The 22,816-nt window shown below is 59.4% G+C and carries 17 protein-coding genes; 6 read left to right on the top strand and 11 right to left on the bottom strand.

The window, feature by feature from the left end; genetic code table 11:
- Positions 1 to 25 precede the first annotated feature (25 nt).
- The 5 genes from HWX34_RS09615 (at position 26) to HWX34_RS09595 (ending at position 7,534) form a co-directional block, all read left to right on the top strand.
- A complete protein-coding gene (locus HWX34_RS09615) occupies positions 26 to 511 on the top strand; it encodes a hypothetical protein (protein WP_178972041.1) in 486 nt (161 codons plus the stop codon).
- A gap of 56 nt (positions 512 to 567) precedes the next feature.
- Entirely contained in the window at positions 568 to 1,056 is a 489-nt protein-coding gene (locus HWX34_RS09610) for a hypothetical protein (protein ID WP_178972040.1), read from the top strand.
- A gap of 726 nt (positions 1,057 to 1,782) precedes the next feature.
- The gene (locus HWX34_RS09605) at positions 1,783 to 2,271 is read left to right on the top strand and encodes a hypothetical protein (RefSeq protein WP_178972039.1); all 489 of its coding nucleotides are present in this window, start codon (positions 1,783 to 1,785) and stop codon (positions 2,269 to 2,271) included.
- A gap of 159 nt (positions 2,272 to 2,430) precedes the next feature.
- Positions 2,431 to 5,679: an ImcF-related family protein gene (locus HWX34_RS09600; protein ID WP_178972038.1), complete on the top strand. Its 3,249-nt coding sequence runs from the start codon at positions 2,431 to 2,433 to the stop codon at positions 5,677 to 5,679.
- A gap of 265 nt (positions 5,680 to 5,944) precedes the next feature.
- Positions 5,945 to 7,534: a methyl-accepting chemotaxis protein gene (locus HWX34_RS09595; protein WP_178972037.1), complete on the top strand. Its 1,590-nt coding sequence runs from the start codon at positions 5,945 to 5,947 to the stop codon at positions 7,532 to 7,534.
- Between the two features lie 219 nt (positions 7,535 to 7,753).
- On the opposite strand, the gene tpx is transcribed toward HWX34_RS09595, so the two are convergent.
- The 11 genes from tpx to HWX34_RS09540 all read right to left on the bottom strand — a co-directional run bounded on the left by tpx (position 7,754) and on the right by HWX34_RS09540 (position 21,578).
- Complete coding sequence (gene tpx / locus HWX34_RS09590) at positions 7,754 to 8,251, bottom strand: thiol peroxidase (RefSeq protein ID WP_178972036.1); 498 nt, start codon at positions 8,249 to 8,251, stop codon at positions 7,754 to 7,756.
- Positions 8,252 to 8,360: 109 nt separating this feature from the next.
- On the bottom strand, positions 8,361 to 8,750 hold the full coding sequence (locus HWX34_RS09585) for a carboxymuconolactone decarboxylase family protein (RefSeq protein WP_178972035.1): 390 nt from the start codon (positions 8,748 to 8,750) through the stop codon (positions 8,361 to 8,363).
- A gap of 37 nt (positions 8,751 to 8,787) precedes the next feature.
- Entirely contained in the window at positions 8,788 to 9,846 is a 1,059-nt protein-coding gene (gene hisC, locus HWX34_RS09580; RefSeq protein ID WP_178972034.1) for a histidinol-phosphate transaminase, read from the bottom strand.
- A 119-nt stretch (positions 9,847 to 9,965) separates the two neighbouring features.
- Complete coding sequence (locus HWX34_RS09575; RefSeq protein ID WP_178972033.1) at positions 9,966 to 10,868, bottom strand: DMT family transporter; 903 nt, start codon at positions 10,866 to 10,868, stop codon at positions 9,966 to 9,968.
- 765 nt (positions 10,869 to 11,633) lie between these two features.
- Complete coding sequence (locus HWX34_RS09570) at positions 11,634 to 12,497, bottom strand: MBL fold metallo-hydrolase (RefSeq protein WP_178972032.1); 864 nt, start codon at positions 12,495 to 12,497, stop codon at positions 11,634 to 11,636.
- An 80-nt stretch (positions 12,498 to 12,577) separates the two neighbouring features.
- Entirely contained in the window at positions 12,578 to 13,807 is a 1,230-nt protein-coding gene (locus HWX34_RS09565; protein ID WP_178972031.1) for a DUF2399 domain-containing protein, read from the bottom strand.
- Between the two features lie 73 nt (positions 13,808 to 13,880).
- Positions 13,881 to 16,700: an ATP-binding protein gene (locus tag HWX34_RS09560; protein WP_178972030.1), complete on the bottom strand. Its 2,820-nt coding sequence runs from the start codon at positions 16,698 to 16,700 to the stop codon at positions 13,881 to 13,883.
- Positions 16,700 to 17,479, bottom strand: a complete 780-nt coding sequence (locus HWX34_RS09555) for a hypothetical protein (RefSeq protein WP_255496658.1) — start codon at positions 17,477 to 17,479, stop codon at positions 16,700 to 16,702. Before HWX34_RS09555 ends, HWX34_RS09560 begins: the two co-directional genes overlap by 1 nt.
- 3 nt (positions 17,480 to 17,482) lie before the next feature.
- Positions 17,483 to 18,766: a hypothetical protein gene (locus HWX34_RS09550; RefSeq protein WP_178972029.1), complete on the bottom strand. Its 1,284-nt coding sequence runs from the start codon at positions 18,764 to 18,766 to the stop codon at positions 17,483 to 17,485.
- A 102-nt stretch (positions 18,767 to 18,868) separates the two neighbouring features.
- Complete coding sequence (locus HWX34_RS09545; RefSeq protein WP_178972028.1) at positions 18,869 to 20,146, bottom strand: MFS transporter; 1,278 nt, start codon at positions 20,144 to 20,146, stop codon at positions 18,869 to 18,871.
- Positions 20,133 to 21,578, bottom strand: coding sequence for a M20 family metallopeptidase (locus HWX34_RS09540; protein WP_178972027.1), 1,446 nt, complete (start codon positions 21,576 to 21,578; stop codon positions 20,133 to 20,135). Before HWX34_RS09540 ends, HWX34_RS09545 begins: the two co-directional genes overlap by 14 nt.
- Before the next feature lie 132 nt (positions 21,579 to 21,710).
- Here HWX34_RS09540 and HWX34_RS09535 point away from each other — a divergent pair, with 132 nt between their 5' ends.
- Complete coding sequence (locus HWX34_RS09535) at positions 21,711 to 22,616, top strand: LysR family transcriptional regulator (protein WP_178972026.1); 906 nt, start codon at positions 21,711 to 21,713, stop codon at positions 22,614 to 22,616.
- The last annotated feature ends 200 nt before the right edge of the window (positions 22,617 to 22,816 follow it).

The following is a 22,816-nucleotide window of genomic DNA, read 5'->3' as shown; positions in this document are numbered from 1 at the left end:
ATTAATTAATATAAAGAACACATACATGTCAAAAATAATTACCTACATAGCTTGCATTATTAATTTTATTGCAAGTCCCGCGATGTATAGCAAATCAAACTCAGCCATTGAAGTTGATACATCTAACGCAACTTGCTTTTCCTCATACGAAAAAGGCGAATTCATATTTATCAGCCTTATTCTATTTACCGATTACCGACTAGGTGGGTATGTACAACATAACAATGGTACCACACTACGCTTAAAATATTTATATGCCAATTATATAGACAAAAAAGGAGCAGGTAATGATAGCGAATCTCATACCTACGCAGGAATTACGAATAACAAAATCACAGGGTATTATATATACAATTGGTACAGAGGAGACATGCCAATTCTTGAATATTATCCTAAAAAATCCAACAGACGATATGGCTTATTTATTGATTCAGAAGCACAAACCTCACACACACCAGATATAGCATGCGACTGGTCGAAATCAAGTTTATTAAATGATACAAACAACTAAAAATATAAATAGCAATCAAGAAAACCACCACATAGTCTCTCCCAGCAAGGATATCAATGCTAAGAATACTAACCATCGCAGCCATCTTTCTGCTTGCCATTACAGCCCATGCAGCCCAAAGCCAGGAAAATCAAACAACGGAAATTGATAAACTTGGTGCTACTTGCTATTCATCACGAGAAAAAAATGAATTCATATTCATCACCTTCGTTCTATTTAATGACGAACGGCTAGGTGGCTATGCCAAACACAATAACGGATCCGTATTTCGTCTTAAATATCTATATCCAGAGTATGTAGATATGACAGGAGCAGGTAATGATACCGAATCACACACCTACGCTGAAATGATGAACAATAAAATGACCGGATACTACACTTACACTTGGTATAGAGGAGACACACCAGCTCTTGAATATCACCCCAAGAAAAAAAGTCAATCGTATTACCTAAGACTGGACTTAGAAGCTAGTAATTCAGAAATACCTGGCATTGCATGCGACTGGTCCAAATCAAGCCGATTATCAGAGGAACAAAATAATTAAACACACTGAATAATTATTTAAATATAGAAACAAAGACACTCATGCCAATAAGATTAACCATCGCAGCCATCTTCGCGTTTTCCATCACAGCCCATGCAGCGCAAGCAGCCCAAAGCCAGAAAAATCCAACCGCAGAAATAGATAAAATTCGCCCAGACTGCTATTCATCACGAGAAAAGAATGAGTTCATATTTATTACCCTAGGCCTCTTTAATGGCAGGCACCTAGGCGGCTTTGTGCAACACAATAACGGCCCTATCATTCACCTTAGATATCTATACCAAGAATATGTAGACATGACAGGCGCAGGCAATGATAGCGAATCACACACTTACGCTGAAATGATGAACAATAAAATATCTGGATACTACACTTACACTTGGTATAGATGAGACTCGCCAAAGCTTAAATACCACTCCAAGAAAAAAATCAATCGTATTTCCTCGGATTCGACTCAGGCGCGGACGACTCAAAAATACCTTATGTTGCATGCGACTGGTCCAAATCAGATCGATTATCAGAAGAAGAAAATAACTAAATATGCTAGATAAAATTATAAATACAAAAAAGACATCCACATCAAAGAAAATCAACCAACACAGCTGTCTTTCATTTTGCTACTGCACCGCATGCAAATGAGAAAGCCTAGCTTGTTAAATAAATCATTAAGCGTGACCGCGTGAAGTATTTGTTTTGATTTGTGCAATTTATTTATTAAGGACTGCCATGTTAAGAAAACTCACCGGCCTAGCAAGCGCCCTTATTGCCACAACGGCGCATGCATCCGTGCCCCCTGTCACATCCGAAAACAGAATTAATGGAACCAACACCTACTGCTTTTCTGCCATGGGAGATAAAAAACCCATTTTTATCAGCCTAACCCTACTGCAGGGCCCACGCCGCGATGCTTATGTGCAATACAATAATGGGGCTAAAATCCGCTTGAAATATTCTTACTATAGAAACATTACATTAAAGGGGGAGAAATTTAAAAACTATCGCTATGTATACGATGAAATAATTAACAAAAAAATGACCGGCTTTTATTCATTTTACTTGTATGGTGATGGCCTATCTGTTTTTAACTATGTCCATAGAGAAGGGCCCCAGGAATATTTCTTCTTCCCTGATTATGGTGCAGCCAAGGCTAGCCCACCTGCCAGTCTGTGCGATTGGTCCAAATCAGATTTACTGGATGGTGATGAAAGCAAATAACACCCAGCGTTTTCCACCAATAACGACAAAGGCAGGGCGCATAGGCCGGCCAGTAGTCACTCAAACCACATATTGATTTGCAGTAACTCCGCCAGCGCTGACCGTGTGTGAGCGTGAATGTCTTTTTAATTGCATTGCCAAACGTGAGAAGCCATCGCCATGACCAGCCTGCCAACCGCCTCCACCATCCCGCGCCGTGTTTACTGGATACCGCTCATCCTATTTGTAATTGGCGCGCTGGCGCTGTTGCTGGTCTGGTTGTATGGCAAAACGCTGTTTCAGGGGCCGACGGATGGCTTCTTGTTGCAAACCAGTCTTTTCTTCTGGGCGGTGTTACTGCCGACCCTGGCGGTATTTGTCTGGTTATTGCTGCTGATCCGGGGGCCTGCTGCACTCACCATACCCAGTTTGAGCCGTACCAGAACCGATGAAACAGACCGGTCGGCCACTCTGGATGCTGTCGTGCAGTACATGCGCCATCAATACCCGGGCAAGTGGCGCAGCATCAAGCCATGGGTGGCAACGCTGTTGCCGGAGAAGGCGGTATCCAGCCTGGCGGATGTCGACCAGGCCCCGGCACCGCTCTGGCTGGATAGCCCGGATGCCTTGCTGCTGCGCATCACTCCGGAACAGCCAGCAAAGCGCCTCGCCCGTTTGCGTGGCCGTTGGCGTGTGCCGCTGGATGCCGTCACGCTGGTGGGGGAGGCATTGCCCAAAGCCGGGAGTGCGCAGCTACAGCAGCTGCTGGATTTGAATGCGCGTTGTCAGTGGCGGCTGCCGGTCTGCCTTGCCCTTACTGGCTGGACGGTGCCGGAGCAAGGCATTTCCTGCATGCTGACCCGACCCGGCGATGCGGCACAAACGCGCGCCGACTTGCGCCGACTGGTCTGGCAGAGCGCCATTGACGGACAGGCAGCCTTGCTGGCGCATCAAGGCCCGGCCACGCTGGCTTTTTCCGCTGCGCTGGAGCAGCCAGGCGTGATTGATGAGTTGGCCGAATCCCTGGCGCAGATCAGCCGCCACCTGCCAGACGGGCAGCACATCATTCGCCTGGCGTGGATTGCCGGTGCTGACTTATCGCATATTGCAGGCCATGTAGTGGAGGATTGCGTGCAATGTGCACCGCGCCGCCATCGTCTTACGCTGACCGACCGCATCGGCTGGCTTGTGTGTGCCCTGTCCTTGCTGCTGGCGGTGGCGGTGGGCGTGTCCGCCGTGCGCAATCACACCCTGGTGGTGGATGCCCAGGCCCGCATCGCACAGCTGAATGCCGCCCGCACCATCAGGCAGGCCGTGCCAGCCTTGCTGAGCAGCCAACAGCTATTGCAGCAGCTGTTACAGCAAGCAAAAGCAGGCATGCCTTTGCTGTCGCGCTTTGGCCTGAACCTGAATGACAGGGTGCAAGCAGCGCTGTTTGCGGCTTATGGCAAGGCTGCCCGGCAGTGGGTGATTACGCCTGCGCAACAGGATATCCAGCGCATTTTGCTTGAATTGAACAAGCTGCCGCTGTCCGGCGGTGGCGAGGCGATTGCGCTGGCTAGCAAGGTGGGGTTTGACAGTCTGAAAGCCTATTTGATGCTGGATACGCCTTCCCGCACGCAGGCGGTATTCCTGTCCGATCAACTAGGCCTGCGCAGTGGCTTGGACGGCCAGCCGCAAGCAGACATCATGCGCTTTTATGCGCAGCATCTGTCAGCACACCCGGCGTGGAAACTGGCAGCCAGCCCTGCCGTGGTATCCGCTGCCCGACAGACCTTGCTTGGCCTGAATGGCGTGGAGCATGGTGACGAAACGATTTACCAGTCCATCCTGCAACAGGCTGCCGACAAATACCCCGCCCGCACCGCCAGCAGCCTGCTACCGGGCGTGGATAGCCGTGGCCTGTTCCTGCTGCCTGGCACCCTGCCCGGTGCCTATACCCGCGAGGCATGGGAAGGCCATGTCCGCACGGCCATCGAAAATGCCGACCCCAAACAAGCTGGCGATGCGCTGTGGGTGATGGGGGCAGAAGCCGCACGCAGTGAAGGCAGCCTGCTGAAAACCCGTTTGCAGCAGCGTTATTTCAATGACTACGCCACCGCCTGGCAACGCTGGCTGAACGGGCTGCGCTGGCAATCTGCCAATAGCCTTTCCAGTGCCGTGGAGCAATTGAACACCTATACCGACCCGCAACGTTCGCCGCTGCTGGCCTTGATGAGCATGATCCAGTATCAGGGGCAGGCTGGCACAGCGGAAAAATCCCTGGCCCGTGACTTGCTGGACAAAACCCGCGCACTGGTGGGCAAGTCCGACGACAAGGCGGCCATGCAGCAGACACCGCCTTCCGACCCGCTGACCCGGGCCTTTGGGCCCTTGTTGCGGCTGACTGCGCCGGATGATACACAGGCCAGCCACACAATCAGCCTGGCGCGCTATCTGGAATCCGTCACTTCGGTGCGGCTGAAGCTGCAACAGCTGGCCTCCTCGCCCAATCCCGATGCCGCTTCCCGCCAGTTGGCACAGGCACTGTTCAAGGGCGAGCAGAATGCGCTGGCCCATGGCCAGGAGTACGCGGCCATGCTGGCTGCCAGTCTGGGTGCAGAATGGGCCGGTTTTGCGCAGCAGCTGTTTGTCAGCCCGCTGGATAGTGCCAATCAGGTGGTGATGCTGCCAGCGGCGTTTGACATCAACGATGTATGGCGCCGTAGCATTTACCTGCCCTGGGGGAGCCAGCTGGCCGGACGCTTTCCCTTCAATACCAGCGATAACGATAGCTCCATTCCGGTACTGACCGGCTTTCTGGCCCCGGAGCACGGCGCGATTGCCCGCTTTCTCGGTAATACACTGGCCGGGGCGCTGGTGCAGGAGGGCGATCAGTGGTTGCCCAGCCCCAGCTTGCAAAATGCCGCACCGTTTGATGCCGACTTCCTCAATGCGGTGAATGCACTGAGTCGCCTGTCCAGCCTGCTGTATGCCGAAGGCGATGCCGCTTATCAGTTCGAGCTACGCCCGGTGGCCATGCCTGGGCTGGCGGAGACCACACTGATGATTGATGGCCAGACCTTGCAGTACTTCAACCAGCGGGAAACCTGGCTTGCCATGCATTGGCCGCAAACCGGGCAGCCTGGTGGCACTTATTTGCAGTGGCTGTCGCTAGCGACCGGCACCCGGCAAACGCTGGAATTCAGTGGCCGCTGGGCCTTCATCCGCCTGCTGGAAAAAGCCAGGGTAGTGCAACTGGACAAAGCGCGCTTTCAACTGGACTTTGCCCTGCCAGATGGCTTGACCGCACGTTATATCCTGCGCACCACTGCCGGTGACGGGCCACTGGCCTTGCTCAAGCTGTTGCAGTTCAAGCTGCCGTCACGGGTGTTTGCCTTGCCCGCGCCGTCCACTGCCGCCAAAGAAAGCGTGAGTGCCACGCGCTGATTCCATCATCCCGCCTGAGCAAAACGGCGCAGCAGACCTCGCGCCGATTTGCTTTGTGCCCTGCCCTCCTCCCGAAGCCAAGCTCTTTCACAAGGTGGAAACAGATGCCGCATCGGGCGCTAACCCATCCGGATTACCAAGACCCACTTGTAAATGATGCTGCGATTTCACAGGCAATTCTAAGCATTTGGCATTAAGTCATGTCATGGAACTGTCATTCTCAGGGTCTACACTGCGCAGCATTCATTGTGCAGAAGCTACAATCATGTCTCTTATCAAGCGTTTATGGCTGACCATCCTGTTTACCGTGGCCAGCCTGCTGATTGTGCTGGCCGTTACCAGTCAGCAATTGTTCTCCCTCACACGGCATGTGGATGACTACAGTCAGCATCAGCAATTGTCGGCCAATCTTTACCAGTTCAAGGCCAGCGTGCTCAGCCTGTCCCGTGCCGACCCCCTGCAGCCGGAAACGGCCAAGCATCTGCAGCAGGTCAAGCAGCAGGTACAGCAACTGGGTAGCCGCATTGCAGCAGCCTTGCCTGCGGACAGTGCGGAAAAGTTTGCACAGCAAAGCAATATGCTGTGGCAGCAATACGCCAAGAATCTGGAAAGCGCGCTGACCATTGCCGAAACCGCCCCGCAAGATGCGCTGTCGATTCCGGAACAGGCCTACCAGCAAAGCCTGGTGCCGCTGGTGGCACTGCTAGACCAGCAACTGGGGCTGGCCGGTAAGGATCAGGCTGCCGAAGAAACAGCCATGCATGCCATGTTGCAGCAGCTGGCTGTCATTATCCTGGGGCCTTTGCTGCTGGCCAGTGTGGCAGTGGTGCTGATTCAGCTGGCGCTGGCGCGGCGTTTGAAAATGCAGATAGCCGCCATGGGCCGTGCGGTGGATGCACTGAGTGAAGGCAATCTGGCGGCACGTTTGCCGGAACAGGGGCAGGATGAACTGGCGCAAATGGCCGCACGTATCAACCGTTTTCTGGAGCGACTGGGCGAGCTGTTGAGCAATGTGCATCAGCACGCCAGCCGCAATCAGCGTGACAGCCAGCAATTGCAGCTAATCACCAGTCAGGCAGCCGACGCCAGCCGCTTGCAAAGCGGCAAGGCCAATCTGAGCAACGAAGCAGCAGCGCAGATAGCCAGCCAGGCCGAGAGCGTAGCGCAATTCATTGCCCAGGCCGAACACGGTTCGCAGCAGGCACTCCAGCGCACCGAGCATGCACGCCAGCTGTGCAGCGCCAATGCCAGTGCCATGCAGGACTTGGCTGCTCGCATTGATTCCGCCATGCAGGAAATGCAACAGCTGAACCAGTCGATTGGCGATATCGCCCAGATCAGCACCCTGATTCGCGATGTGGCGGACCAGACCAATCTGCTGGCGCTCAACGCCGCCATCGAGGCAGCACGGGCGGGCGAACAAGGACGTGGTTTTGCCGTGGTGGCGGATGAGGTACGCAAGCTGTCCGAGCGCACCGCCAGTGCCACCTCGCGCATTTTTGACTGCCTGTCGCAGGTGGAAACGGTGAAGCAGTCGCTGGGCGACGCCATTGATACCGCGGGCAAAGCCAGTCACGACAACCAGCATGCCCAGCAGGCACTGGACACTGCCCTGTCCGGCGTGGACCAGTCGCTGGCCGAGCTGGACCAGCTGATGGGGCAGATCAGCCAGGTGCGCCAGCAACAGAGCGAGGCTGGCAACAGCATTCGCCAGCACGGTTTTGAACTGGCCCACCTGGCCAGCAGCATCGACGAGCAAATGCGCGATGCGCACCCGGTCATGCGCCAGCTGGCGGAATCGGCCGGAGTGCTGCACCAAGCGCTCAGCTGGTTTCGTTTGCAACCCCAGCACTAAGGTGCAAGAAACAAAAACGGCAGCCATCATGGGCTGCCGTTAAGGCTGCTGACAAAGTTATTTGATTCAATTGCACTGGACCCGGCAAAGCCGGGCCTTTCGATTTACTGATTACTTTCGCAGCCTTCCATTTATTCCCTATCCCCCCGCCCTTACCCTGTAAGGGGGCCTCGCTTTCCTGATGGAAAGCGAGAGGGGCTTGTCAACAAAACAGGCTGCTTACAGCACGGCCAGCGCGGCTTCGTAGTTGGGTTCGCTGCCGATTTCGGCTACCAGCTCGCTGTGCAACACGGTGTTGTCGGCATCCAGCACCACCACGGCACGGGCAGTGAGGCCAGCCAGCGGGCCGGCAGCCAGCTTCACACCCCAGGCTTGCAGGAAGTCGGCATTGCGGAAGGTGGACAGGTTTACCACGTTTTCGATGCCTTCAGCACCGCAGAAGCGCTTTTGTGCAAACGGCAGGTCAGCAGAAACGCACAGCACCACGGTGTCGGCCTTGCCAGCGGCTTTTTCGTTGAACTTGCGTACCGAAGTGGCGCAAGTCGGGGTGTCCACGCTGGGGAAGATGTTGACGATTTTCTTCTTGCCAGCGAAATCAGCCAGGGTCACATCGGCCAGATCGCCATTGGTCAGTGTCAGGGCCGGAGCCTTGTCGCCCTTGACCGGCAGGGTACCTGCCACTTCAACCGGGTTACCGCGCAGGGTTACAGATGCCATCTTCATGTCCTTCAGGCAAAGGCGGCCAATGCTGCGACTGGCCGCCTGGGGTGGAGATCCATTCAGTGTGGGGCCTGGCGGCAGAAAATCAACCCTGCCGCCAGTCAGCCTATTCTTCCAGCTTGAGTCCCAGCTCGTTCAGCACTTCACGCGCGCTACGAAAAGCCTCCACTGCCGCTGGTGCGCCGCCGTAGACGGCACTGTGCAACAGCACCTCGCGGATTTCCACCAGGCTGGCACCGTTGTTGATGGCACCGCGCACATGGCCTTTCAGTTCGGTGCTGCGGCCCAGCGCCGCCAACATGGCGCAGGTGACGAGGCTGCGGGTTTTCAGGTCCAGCCCCTCGCGCTGCCAGGTGCTGCCCCAGGCGTGTTCGTTCAGCCAGTCCTGCAAGGGGGCGGAAAAGCCATCCAGATTACTCATGGCGCGCTCGACAAAGGCCTCGCCCATTACCTGGGTGCGGCGGGCCTTGCCGGCGGCACGATCTTGCTCGCTCATGTCAGTTCCTTTAGCGGGTTGAAATTGGCCAGCAGTCTCAGGACAGCAAGCTGCCCAGCACTTGCACCAGCCGCGCGCATTCGGCATCGGTACCAATGCTGATACGCAGATACTGGTTGATGCGTGGCGCAGTGAAGTGGCGCACGATCACCGCCTGCTGACGCAAGCCGGTAGCCAGCATGGCGGCGTCGTGCTGCGGGTGGCGGGCAAACACGAAATTGGCCGCCGAGGGCAATACTTCGAAGCCCAGCGCCTGCAATTGCGCAGTCAGTTGTTCGCGTGTGCGCATCACCGCCTGGCAGGTGTGGCGGAAGTAGTCGTCGTCTTCGAACGATGCCACCGCCCCGGCCAGCGCCAGCCGGTCCAGCGGGTAGGCGTTGAAACTGTTTTTCACCCGCTCCAGTGCCTCGATCAGCGTGGCATCACCCACCGCATAGCCCACGCGCAAGCCGGCCAGCGAGCGGGATTTGGACAGGGTGTGTACCACCAGCAGGTTGGGATAGTCCTTCACCAGTGCAATGGCGGTTTCACCACCAAAATCGACATAGGCTTCGTCGATCACCACCACCTGATCGGGATGGTCATCCAGCAGCTGACGGATGGCGGAAAGCGGCAGCAGGCGGCCAGTGGGCGCATTCGGATTGGCCAGAATCACCCCGCCGCAGGGCTGACGGTAGTCCTCCACCCGGATGGACAGGCTGTCATCCAGCGGCACCTGTTGCGCCTGAATACCGAACAGGCCGCAGTACACCGGGTAAAAACCATAGCTGATGTCGGGCATCAGCAAGGGCTGCTCATGCTTGAGCAGCGCCTGGAACACAATGCCCAGCACCTCGTCCGAGCTGTTACCCACGAACACCTGCGGGCGGCTGACGCCGTGGTAGCTGGCGATGGCATCTTTCAGCTTGTCGCCACTCGGGTCCGGGTACAGGCGCAGGCTGTCGTCGGTGGCGGTGCGGATGGCCTCCAGCACCCTGGGCGACGGGCCATAGGGGTTTTCATTGGTATTGAGCTTGATCAGCGTATCCAGCTTGGGCTGCTCGCCCGGCACATAAGGGGTGAGCTGGTGCACCACCGGACTCCAAAAACGACTCATGATTCAACCTTTCCCGGCCACGCCCAGCGTAGCCTGTAGTTCATTGTGCGCGGCTAACAAAATAGCATCGCGCCCCTGATGCAGGGCAGGCCGACGCTGCAGTTTTTTGTCAGCGGCTGTTAACGTCCAGCGCTGCGCGCCGACAGCAATACGCCGCCCAGAATGGCAGCAATCCCCAGCAGGTGGTAGCCATGAATGGCCTCACCCAGCAACAGCATGGACAGCACGGCACCAAAGGCGGGCATCAAATGGATAAAGCTGCCAGCCCGCGCCGCACCAACCCGCGCCACGCCGAGATTGTAGAAATAGTAAGCCAGCACCGACGGCAGGGTACCGACATAGGCAAAACTGGCCAGCGTGGTGACATTCAGCACCGCCCGCCGTCCCTGGGCATATTCCAGCAGGAACAGCGGCAGGATGGCCAGCAGGCCGATAGCCACCAGCAAGGTGAGCAGACCCAGCCGGTCCAGCCCGGCGGGGAGGCCTCGCAACAACAGGGTATACACGGCCCAGGCCAACATGGCGCAGAACACCAGTGCATCACCGTGGTTGATATCCAGCGTCAGCAAGCGCGCCGGTTCGCCATGTGCCACCAGCAGCAGCACCCCGGCAAAGGACAGCAGCACCGCAGCCAGCTGGCCACGATTAAGCGGCAGGCGGAAAAACAGCGCGCCCAGCAGCACGATCAGGATGGGAATGAAGGAATTGAGCAGCACGCCATTGGTGGCACTGGTGGACTGCAAACCCAGATAAACCAGCGAATTGAAACTGGCAATGCCCAGCAAGGCCAGCAGGATGATGCGTCGCCAGTGCGGCTGCCATAACTGGCGCTGCGCCAGCATGGGCTTGAGACCGACAGGCAACAACACCAGCAAGGCAATCAGCCAGCGGCCAAAAGCCAGGGTGAGCGGTGGAATACTGGCATGGACAGCACGGCCCAGCACAAAATTTCCGGCCCAGAACAGGGCGGCCAGGGTAAGCAGACAGTAAGCGGCAGTATGGGAAGAACGCGGTGAGGTCATGGTTTCAACCATGCCATGCCGGGTGGAAGGCTGGCAACTGTTTTGCGGCGCAACATGCATGCTCTCACGCTGGCGAGCAGGCCGGGATGAGGATTGCGTCTTCTCACCTTCTCTGCCCGCTACGCGGAACTGTTTTCATGGCGGGGCTGCCCGCCGTGCAGGCAGGGGAGCTGCGTCGCCAGCTCCCCTGCACCCCCAGGCGACCCCGGGTTGCGCGTATTTCCGCCGTATCCGCGCCGGGCAAGGCGCCGCCGAACTCGCCATTCGCTAACGTCGAATGGCTCGAACATGCGGCGGCTTAAAACCTTGCCCGATCCCGGCTACTGCGGCGCGCGCCACGGGGATTGGGGGTGCATCACGTTGCTGCCGGCCTCGACACCGCGTCTTTTGTCTGCATCACAGGCCAGGCAAAAAAAAACCGGAGCCGTAGCCCCGGTCAACGACATCCCCCACGAGATGTATTCCCCACTGACACCTGCCTGCACGTTGCAAGCAGCAAGGCATCAGCATCAATCTGCGTAGCAGCATAAGCGGGACAAGGGGGGGCTGTCGATATCCTGTTGAATATTTTCATTGTAAATTGATCAAACCATATTGGATACAATCAAATAAACAATAACTTACCTGAAAACATCAATAATATTGTCGTATTATTTGATCAAACAACACAATGACTTAGCCAACATACAGCCTGCTTTCTACCGCAGGCTGGCTGCGGCAGCCGGGCCGCCCTGCCCTGTCAAGAATGTTAAACAAATGCCACAGTCAGCGCGCCAGTGCTGTCAGCCGCGCCAGGTGGTCTGCCGCATGGAAACGGCCTTTGGCATCGCGGTTCACCCAGGCCATGGCGTGCTGCGGGTCGTGAGTGAAGAATAGCCGCCCTTGCCGGGCCAGCAAGCCTTCCAGCAACTGGCGCTTTTCGTCGGTCAGCTGCTCCGGAAAGCGGTCATAGCCCATGGTGATGGGCACATGCACCCAAGGTGCGCCGGGAATCAAGTCGGCAGCATAGACAACCGGCCCGTCTTCCAGCGGAATTTCGGTCAGCAGCATGCCGGGGGTATGGCCGTCGCTCAGGTGGAAACGGTAATCGGCCGGCAGGCAGTCCGGTGTTTCGCCATCGCTCAGCACCAGTCGGCCACTGTTTTCCAGCAGGGTAATCAGTTCGGGAATAAACGACGCTCGGTCACGCGCATGCGGCGCTTTGGCACGCTGCCAGGCGCTACGGCTGACCACGAATTGCGCCTTGGGAAACAACAGCCGGGCCGGGCCGCCATCCCAGGCGGCCAGCAGGCCGCCGACATGGTCAAAATGCAGATGAGACAGTATCACCACGTCGATGTCTTCATGGCTGCAACCGGCGGCGGCCAGATTGTCCAGCAGCACATGGCCGTCTTCCACCACGCCATAGCGGGCTTTGAGTTCCGGCGCAAAAAATGCGCCGATACCGGCCTCCAGCAGAATGCGGCGGCCGTCCTCTTCGCGCACCAGCAGGCAGCGACAGGCCAGCGGCACACGGTGGGCCTCGTCCGGGGCCAGCCATTGGCTCCACATGGCACGTGGCGCATTGCCGAACATGGCACCGCCGTCCAGTTTCTGGGAATTGCCAAGCAAGGATGTCAGGGTACGCATGGGCGCTCCACATTGATGATCAATCAGCTTGATTATCAAGCAAGCGCTCGGTATTGTCACTTACTGCACGGCAGGCCGCATCAACTGACAGCCATATCCCCGGCATGGGCGATGAACAAGGCTTCTTGCTCCACCTTCAGCTGACGCTCCTGCATGGCAGCACACAAATCCGCCAACATCGGCGGCAAGGACTGTCGCGCCAGCCGCGCCAGCGCCTGCTGGTCGTCCACCGTCAGTGGCTGGCCGCCACAGGCCAGCGTCAGCTCATCAGCCTGCATGCGCCAGGGTTGCCAGGCACAACCGGCCTTGCCAGCCAGCTCGCCCACCTGCAGGGCAATGGCCACACCGGACGGGTCCAGGTCGCACGCCACCTGCACCGGCAAGCGCAGCAAGGCCAGCACATGCCCCACTGCCGCCAGCCAGCGCGGGTGCGGATAACCCGGCACCCAGATGGTGAGCACCGGCTCGGCTTGCCGGGTCAGCACTTCAAACACGCTAAGGTTTTCCACAATACGCACCATCTGCACGGCACCGCGAACTGCATCGACTTGTTGCAGTGCTTCCGGTGCCAGCGCCAGGCCGCCTTGCAACAAGGCGGCTGACAACAGTGGCTGACCGGCGGCATAGAGCGTCAGCGGGCCGGACAGGAAAACGTGCGGGGTATGACGCGAGATGCCACAGGCCTCCAGCGCAATGCCAAATTCGGCCAGCCAGCGCCGATCGGCCTCGCCAAAGGCCTTGCTGCGGCCCAGCGCGTATTGCGAGAACTGCCGCTCCGTGCCCCACAGCCCGGCTGTCAGCCAGTTATCCAGCCCCTGGGCAATCTTCAAGCGTCGTTCCAGCGTAGAGGACTGCACGCGCTGGGTCAGGCTGTCGGCCAGGGCTTGCAGCTGCGGGTTTTGCGGCTGCCAGCCGCGCCATAGCTGCACTACTTCATCACGCGCATCGGCATCCGGCAGGCCGATGAGGCTGCGCAGCTGGTACACCTCGCGCCAGCTGACCCAGAACGGCTCCCACTGGCCTAGCCGGTCAGGCTCGGCATGCAGTTCCACCTCACACCAGCCACACTCCAGCAGGCGACGCAGCAAATCTTCGGCCTGGGTTGGATCACCACTTTGCGCCACGAGGGTGGTCCAGCGCTGCCGCATCACGCGCAAGGCCAGCCAGCGCTGTAGCAAAGCCTGGTCGGTCTGGGGCAGTAGCAGTGGCGTGGGAGCAAGCGTGGGCTGTAGCAGCAGATGGTGGCCGCGGGCGCCAATGGGCAGGCGTTCGACCAGTTCCGGAGAAATACGGGCAAGCCAGCTGGACATGGGGTTCTGCCAGAGTAAAGGGTGAAAGGAGTAGACCGCCGGGCAGCAACAAGTTTCCCGCCCGGCGACTACATCAGGCCTGCGCGTCGGACTGCGCTGCATCCACGCGGCGGCGGGTTTGCAGGATGGGTGGGGCCCATTGCTCGCCCGGCCGCTTTTTGCGGGTGGCCAGCGTCAGTTCGGATGGCGCGAAGATATTGATGTTATGGGTGTTGGGCGTGGTGATCAGATACTGCGCCTCGGTGGCCTTGAGGAAGCCTGCCACCCGGTCGATGTTGAAAATATCGAGGTGGGCGAAGGGTTCATCGATGAACACAAAGCCGGAGGGATTGGCCTCGTCCATCATCAGGCCAATCAGCAGAATCAGCGATTTCATCACCTGCTGGCCGCCGGAAGCCTCGCCATCGTTCATGCCCATCAGGCCCTTCTGGTCGAAGTTGAAGCGCAACGTCAGCCCGGCCTGCGCCAGCGCGGCGTCGTCGTTTTCCAGCGTGGGCAGTTCCACATCCACCCCGATACCGGCCAGCTCGCCCAGGCGCTTGATATTGCCACCATAAGCCCGCACCGTGGCGCGCAGCTTGCCCATATAAGCAGCGCGGGCATCGTCGGTGAGCTCGCGCGAGCGGTCCACCTCGCTCTGGCGGCGCTGGCGTTCGCGGTCGATCTGCGCCAGGTCGTCGGCCAGCTTGTCGCGCAGCGCCAGTACCGACTCGTCGGTTTCCCATTCGCCGCCTTGCAGCCGCTCTTGCAGGTAATTCAGCTGGTGGCGCGCATCGGCGGCGCTTTCGTATTCCTCTTCCAGCGCGGCCACATGCTCGGCGGCCAGGGCATCGGCGGGCAGGCGCTCGGCCCACTCGCGCAGTTCGGCCAGCAGGCGGCGCAGCTGGCGGCGGCTGTTTTCCACTTCCTGACGCTTGCCGTCGTAACGCGACAGGCTTTCCTGTTCGCGCTGGCAGATGCGGTCGTGCTCCAGCCGCGCATCGCTGTAGCGCTGGTCTGCCGCATCCTTGGTGGCACTGGCTTCGGCCAGTTGCGCGCCCAAGTCTTGCTGCTGGGCTTGCAGGCTGTCCAGCCGGGCGGCCAGTGCGGCAAATTCTTCGGCACGGCTATCCAGCTGGCGGATGGCGTCCATGCCGCCCAGATATTCGGCCAGGCCGGCCGCTTCGCGGGTGATGGTCACCAGCCGTTCTTCGTCGGCCAGAATGCGCACGTTCAGCTGCTTCAGCTCGTCACGCAGCGCCAGCAGGCGCGACTGACGGGCACCTTCGCCAAAGGCGAATTCATGCGCGGCCACACCGATATGGCGCGCACCGCGTCGTTCGCGGAAGTAACCGTCGCGGGTAATCCAGTCGCCATCCACAGCAGCGCCCGCCTGGGCGTTTTCCACCCGGCTAACCTTGTTCAGCTGCTGGTACAGCCAGTCCGGTGCATTGGCAGAAAAGCGGATCACTTCCAGCAGGCTGCCCTTGCGTGCGGGCGGCGGGCTGCTGCGTTCCGGCACTACAAAATGGCGGAAACGCAGTTTTTCGCCCAAGCGCCAGGCCTCGCCCTTTTGCTGTGGATTTTCCAGCAGCACCACATGACGGTAGGGGCGCAGCATGGCTTCCACCGCGCCCTGCCAGCCAGCGTCCATCACCTCGATGATGTCGGACAACATGGCGTGACCAATATTGGCCTCGTCCAGCGCTGCCTTGAACTGGCGCACTTCTTCCGGCGAGCGGCCACGGCCGATTTCCAGTGCCTCGACATGGTTTTTCAGGTCGATACGCTGACGGTTCAGCTCACGCAGACCGTCTTTGAGTTGCTCGGTTTCACCACGCAGGCCGGACAGCTTGTCGGACAGCGCAGCGGCATCGGCACCGTATTCGCGGCTGGCCAGGGCTTGCAGGCGGTCGCGCTCTTTCAGCTGGCCGCTGACGCTGGCGTGTTCGGCCTTGGCGGCCATGAACTGCTCCTGCGCCTGCAAGCGGGCTTGTTCAGCCGCCTGGCGTGCTTCGCCAGCGGCCACTTCGGCGGCCTTGAGCTTGGCCACCAGTTGCAAGGTGTCGTGATGTTCGCGCCGGGTGCGGCTGAGCTGGCCGTAAGCGGCACGGTAGTTTTGCCAGGTCTGGCCCAGCGCGCTCTTGCCATCCAGATAGGCCAGCACCGGCAGGGCCTCGTCCTGCAGGCGGCGGATGGTCTGGCTGAGCTGACGCCATTCCAGAAAACGCCCGGCACGGGTTTTCATGGTTTCCACCCGCGCTTCCAGTGCTTCTTCCTGCCGGGTGAGCGCTTCCAGTTCCAGCTCGGTGGCGCGTTGTTCGTCGCGGGCGCGCTGGTAGTTGTCCAGCACGTCCTTGTCGCCGAATACCTGGAACACCAGGTCCAGCAATTGTTTGGGGCTGTATTCGGTCAGCTTGTCGGTATCGCCCTGCTCCAGCGCCAGCACCTCGCCCACGGCCGGGGTGAGGCCAGCCACTTCCAGCCGGCGGCGGTATTCCTGCACCCCCAGCCATTGCGCTTGCGCCTCGGCCAGTTCCAGCGGCACATCGCCGTCCAGAATGGCGTAATGGCGCACCCAGTCGCCGCCCTGCTTCTTGATGCGGCACAGCAGCGTCACGGCATCGCTGACGATGGGAAAGAAGGGCGTGGGATAGAGCCCGCCAGACGGGCGACGCGGGTTGTCCACCACGCCACGCAGATAAGCAAAGGGCTCGCGGTTGTTACGCACATAGCGCTTGTAGTCGCGCTTGCCGGAGCATTTGATGGCCAGCAGGGTGCGCATGGCATCCAGCAAGGTGGTTTTGCCCGAACCATTGGGGCCGATGATGGTGACAATCTGCGCGTCCAGCGGCACGGCCAGCCGTTGCCAGAAGTCCCAGTGCACCATTTCTACCGATTTCATCTGGAACATCAGCGGTCCTCCTCTTGCGCGGGGGCTTGTGTGTCGTCTTCGGGACTTTCAGCAGTGTCAAACAGGCTGGCGCCATCATCCAGCGCCGTAGGCTGTACTGCCTGGGCGATGGCGCTGGCGGTCTTGTCGGCCAGTGCGTCGGCCGCCTGGCTGCGGCGCTGGCCCAGTACCTCGGACAGCGCGCCTTCGATGATGCGCGGGGCCAGCTGGCTGTAGTCGATCATCAAATCCAGCATCGGGCCTTCGTCCAGCCATTTGTTACGCCGCACCACAAAGCCCAGGTTCACCAGCCGTCCCAGATTGGCATTGAAACGGGTACGGCCGCCCAGCGCCTTGCCAAAGTCGGCATACAGCGCATCTTCCGATACGCCGGTGGACACGACTTCGCCGGTTTCCAGCGGTTTTTGCGCGCCAAACATATCGGACTGGTTTTCCCGCCCGGCTTCCACGCGGGCAATCTGCCGTTCACGCTTGGGCAGGATGATCAGCGCCCACAGGATCACCAGCAGCGCCACGCCGTCACGCGGCAGGCCCAGATTATTGTTGAGCCAGGCTTCGCCGCTGCCGAATACCGGCTCGGTCATCTCTGGCAGCAGGGCGACGGCAATGTGCTCGGCATAGGGGTTCTCCACCAGCCGCAGGCCGACATCGGCCAGCCGCTTGTCCAGCTCCTGGCGGAAAATATCATCCAGCAGCGCCTTGCGTGCCAGCGCATCGCCGCGTGGCACCACACGGTGCGCCAGCAGACGGGCGGTGAGGGTTTTCAGTTGCTGTTCCATGGCTTAATTCGGGGTATGGGGAAGCAGGCGCGCATCAGACAGCGTGGCGACTTCCGGGTGTTCGGGTTCAATCACGGCTTCGCCGCCGTGCAGGGTGAACGGCAATTTGGCCAGCGCCGCCACGATGCTGGCATCGCCATGGCTTTCCGGATCGCCAATCAAGGACAGCAAGGACAGCCGGTAAGCCGTTTCGTTGTAGCTGTCGGCCAGCACTGCCTGCTGGATGGGGATGTGGTCGGCACCGCTCTCACCCAGTTGCAGGCCCAGGGTGAGCAGTTCGTCGTACATGGCTTCGGCAGCAAACAGGCGCTCTACTTCCAGCTCGCCGGACAAGGGCGCGGCCACGCTGCCGGGCAAGCTGGTATTGCCCGCCTTGGCGCGTTCGCGGGCCAGCAGCTCGAATTCCGCCATATCGGCCAGCTCTGGCGTGGCGATGAAGGCCGGTTCCGGGTTGATGGACAGGCAGCCGCTCAGTTGATCGGCCAGTTGGCCTACCGCTTGACGGCGCAGCCAGTCGGCAATATCGGTAGAGGTGAGGCCAGAACTGCCCAGATGCACGCGCTGCGCGGCCAGCTGCGCCAGGCGGCGCTCGAAAGTACCGGCCAGCGCCAGCATGCGGCTTTGCGCCAAGGCCACCGCCTGCGCCTGATTCAGCGCGGACAGGCTGAGCGTGTCGTCGGCAGTCAGGCTGCGAATCACTTCTGTCGATTTGGCCACCCAGCGCCATACGGCTTCCAGCCTATGCTGGGCAGCGCGGATGCGGAATTCCGATTGCGACTCCAGCGCTTCTTCAAACTCGCCATACAGCTCGTTAAGCCGCGCCAGCAAGTGCTTGAGCGCGTCGTCCGACAACTGCCCCACCGCCTGCCCGGCGGCCACCTGGCTGGTGAGGTAGCCTAGTTCGACATCATCACCGGCAAAATCAATCAAGGTGGCCAGCGCTGCCAGCGCCACGCGTGCGCCTTCGGACAGCTGGTACTGGCCGCCATCGCTGTCGTACACCAGCAATTCGCCTTCGCGCAGGCGGCCCAGAATGGTGGCCAGCTTGGTGTCGTTGAGGTAGGCAAAACGCTGGGCGATTTCCTGCGGCGTCCAGCGCGGGGCGTCGGCACGGCTGCCCAGCTCGCGCAGCACCAGGAGGCGCATCAGCACCTCCTCGTCGCCACCGCGAAACAGCGTGACAAACACGGACAAATACGGCCAGGCCTGTTGCAGGCGATTGACCGCAGACAGCGAATCCGGCGCAATGCCCGGCTGGAAAAAGTCGGCGAGCGATTCCAATGACATTCCGGCATGAGAAAGCAAAAGCGGATTGTCCAAGGCCGGACGGGGGTAAGTCAACGCATCTTGCATGACTGGGGGGACGCACGCACGTGCATCCCCCCATACTCAGGCGGCAGACGGCTGCACTTGCGGCGCGCGTCGGCTTTGCGCGATATACGCCAGCGCCGCCAGGCTGATGAGGGTGGTGAACATCAGGTAAAAGCTGGGAGCCTGATTGCTGCCGGTCGCGCTGATCAGCCACACGATGATGGCCGGCGCAAAGCCGCCAAACACTGTCACGCCCACGTTATAGCCAATGGCCATGCCAGTGGCACGGGTGGCAGGCGGGAAGATTTCCGACATCAGCGCGGGCAAGGCGCCAAAGTAAATGGACTTGAGCAAGGCCAGCCAGCCCACCAGCACATACAAGGCCCAGGCGCTGCCGCTCATGGACCCATACAGGAACACCGGGTAAATAGTGAGGGCAAACAGCATACCGGCCATCGCCATTTGTTTGAGCCGCCCGATGCGGTCGGACAGCCAGCCGGAAAACGGCGTCACCACGGTGAGGATCACCCCGGCCAGGATGCTGGCGGCAAAACCGGTGGCGGCATCCATCTTCAGCTGACGGATGGCAAAGGTGGGCACGTATTGCAGCATGTAACTGACTGCAGTGGACACGGTAATCACGCCAATGGCCGCCAGCACCATGCTTTTCTGGCTGAGCAGGACATCACGCACCGGCGTGGCGGTGTGCTCGGCTTCCTTGAAGCTATGCGCATCGTCCAGATAGCGCCGCATCAGCAATCCTGCCGGGCCAATCAGCAAGCCAAAGAAGAAGGGAATGCGCCAGCCCCAGGCCAGCAGTTCGTCGTGCGTCAACAGCTTGACCAGGCCGTAACCAAACAGCGAAGCCAGCACGGTGGACAAGCCCTGGGTGGCAAACTGCCAGCTGGCGAGAAAACCCCGGCGGTGCGGTGCATGCTCGATCAGCATGGCCGTGGACGCGCCAAACTCGCCACCCGCGGAAAAGCCCTGAATCAGGCGCGCCAGAAAAATGCCGATGGGCGCAGCCACGCCAATCTGCGCATAAGTGGGTAGCAGGGCGATGATGGCGGTTCCCACCAACATCAGGCTGACCGTCAGCAGCAGCGCGGCCTTGCGGCCATGGCGGTCGGCATAGCTGCCCAGTACCACCCCGCCCAAAGGCCGGATCAGGTAGGAGGCACCAAACGAACTGAAGGTCAGCAGCATGGAGGCAGTTTCATTCCCCGCCGGGAAAAAATTGTTGGCGATATAAACGGCAAAAAACGCATAGATAGCAATGTCAAACCATTCCAGCGCATTGCCGATGGAAGTAGCCAGCACAATGCGGGTCAGGCTGATGGGTTTAGCGGTTGACATGGTGTTCTCCTGTGTAGGCCCTGGCCTGGGCGACCAACTGGCTGCCCTGCTCGCCCAGATCCCACCAGATGCCAGCCATCAGCCCCAGCGCCTGACGCGCCACCGGCGCCAACAGGTGCTCGTTGGGCGCATGTTGCGCACAGCCAGGATAGGAGTGCGGCAACCACAAGGTGGGCAGGCCCAGAATGTCGGCAAAGGCATCATTCGGTACCGTGCCGCCCAGATTGGGTAGCAAGGCGGCAGGCTGGCCGGTGCTATGGCGGATGGACGCCAGCGCCCACTCCACCCAGGGGTGGTCCAGCGGCAGCCGGGTAGCCGCAGAACTGGACAGAATGCGCACCTGCACATGTTCCAGCCCATGCTGCTGCAAGTGCGACGCGATATGCTGCCGGGTATGGCGCCAATCCGTCCCCACGACAAAGCGCAGTTGGCACACCGCCTTGGCGCTGGGTGGAATCGCATTCACCGGTTTGCGGGCATTGCCGGACTCCAGCGCCAGCACTTCCAGCGCATTCCAGCCTATTACCCGCTCCAGCGGCGTCAGGCCCGGTTCGCCCCAGTCGGTATCCACCGCCGGGCTGCCGGGCTCACCAGCCAGTGGCAAACCAGCCAGTGCACGGCGCACCCGCTCGTCCAGCGGTGGCGGCCGCAGGCCGGGCACCTGAATCACCCCGTGCGCATCCACCAGACAGGAAAGCGCGTGTGCCAGCACCACGGCCGGGTTACGCAGTGCCCCGCCCCAATTGCCGGAGTGATGGCCGCCTTCACGCAGCAGCACATTCAATTCAAACAACACATTGCCGCGCGACCCCAGAAACAAGGTCGGCCGCTCGGCACTGACCCGTGGCCCGTCCGAAGCAATGAAGACATCCGCTCGCAAGGTGGCCTGTTCTTGCAGGCAGATTTCGCGCAAACCGGGCGAGCCGATTTCCTCGCCGCTTTCAAACAGCCATTTGCAGTTGAAACCCAGCCTGTCACCCCTGCTTTGTCTGACTGCGTCCAACGCAGCCAGATTGATGGAGTGCTGACCCTTGTTATCCGCCGTGCCACGGCCATACCAACGCCCCTCCTCCACCGTCACTTGCCAGGGGCTCAGGCCGCTGCGCCAATGCGCATCATCACCGCGTACCACGTCGGCATGGCCATAACTCAGCACCGTGGGCAAATCATCGGCCTCGTGCCGTTCTGCCAGCAGGAAGGGCGCCAGTGGTGCCACCGGGTTGTCCAGTATCCGGCACTGGAAACCAATGCCTTGCAAGCTGGGTATCAGCTCCTGCTGGAAATAGGCCAGATGGGTGGCCGCCTGTGCCGGTTCCTGGCTTTCGGTATGAAAGCCCACCCGGCGTTGTAGATCGCCCAATAAACCACCTTGATCGAAATAGGCTTGGGACTTGGCAATTGCGTCCGTGCGTTGAGCATGTATTTGCGTCATCGATTTCTTACCTCGCACCTTGTTTAACGTTGAATGGCTGGTGCAGTCTAAGAACGCCAAATCATTGATGACAATTGACATTATTGCCATTTAAGCAAGTTGATTTGCCAAAATGGCAATAGAGGAGACAGGATGCTGCATGGCATTGCACTGAGATATTTTGTTGAAGTAGCGCGTTGTGGTTCTTTGGGTGCTGCAGCAGAAAACCTGCAAGTTGCGGTGTCAGCCATCAGCCGGCAAATTGCCAAGCTGGAACAAGAAACCGGCACACTGCTTTTCGAGCGTCAAGCACGTGGCATGGTACTGACCGAAGCCGGGGAACTACTGGCCGCACATGCACGGCGTGCATTACTGGATGCGGAGTTGGTTTTGCGGGAAATTTCAGCTCATTATGGCAATGTCAATGACATAGTTCGTCTGGCCAGCACCGATGGTTTTACCCATGCTTTTTTACCAGATGTGATGCGGGTCTATCACCAACAATACCCTACCACCCGCTTTACCCTGGAATGCGGCAACCCGGAGCAGGTACAGCACTGGGTCAGTACTGGGGAAGCCGACATCGGACTGAGCTTTGCTGTAGAACACACCCCGGGCCTGAACCTGGTGTTGCAACACGCGGCACCGGTATGTGCACTGCTGCGTCCCGGCCACCCGCTGGCCGGACAAGAGGAATTAAGCCTGGAAGACCTTGCCCGTTATCCGCTGGCTATCCTGGAGCGCGGCAATACCGTGCGGCAATTGCTGGAATGGAGCTTCAGCGCACAGGGCAAGGTATTCAGCCCGCTGCTAAGCAGCGGCCACTCCAGCACCCTGCACCGCTTTGCCGCCCACACCGACACCATTGCGCTGGGCAGCCGCCTGGCCATTCACGGCCTGCCGGAATGCAGCAAGCTGCTGGCAAAAAACATCGACGAACCGCTGCTGCAACAAAGACAGCTGCAACTGATGATCATGCAGGACCGCCGCCTGCCCCCCGCCGTCAGCCAGTTTTTGCAGTTGCTGCAGCAACAACTACACACCGCGCTGGAGTCCTGAGCCGCGCAAGCACGATCCCGCAAAGCAGCGACGGTTCTGCAGCATCGCTGCCGGGCCGCCTGCCGTGCTCCCCCTCTTTATGCGGCAGAATTCGTAACAGTAATTCGACCTTTCCCCCCGCAAACTCCTCCCCATCTGATAGCCCTGCCACCGCGCGCGCTTTGATGATTGCCAACGTCATCAACCCGCCCGGACGCCTG

Origin of the sequence: Aquitalea sp. LB_tupeE, from assembly GCF_013391415.1 — a bacterium.
GTDB lineage: Bacteria > Pseudomonadota > Gammaproteobacteria > Burkholderiales > Chromobacteriaceae > Aquitalea.
Note: the sequence above shows the minus strand (reverse complement) of the source record. Positions and strands in the feature narration are given on the sequence as shown.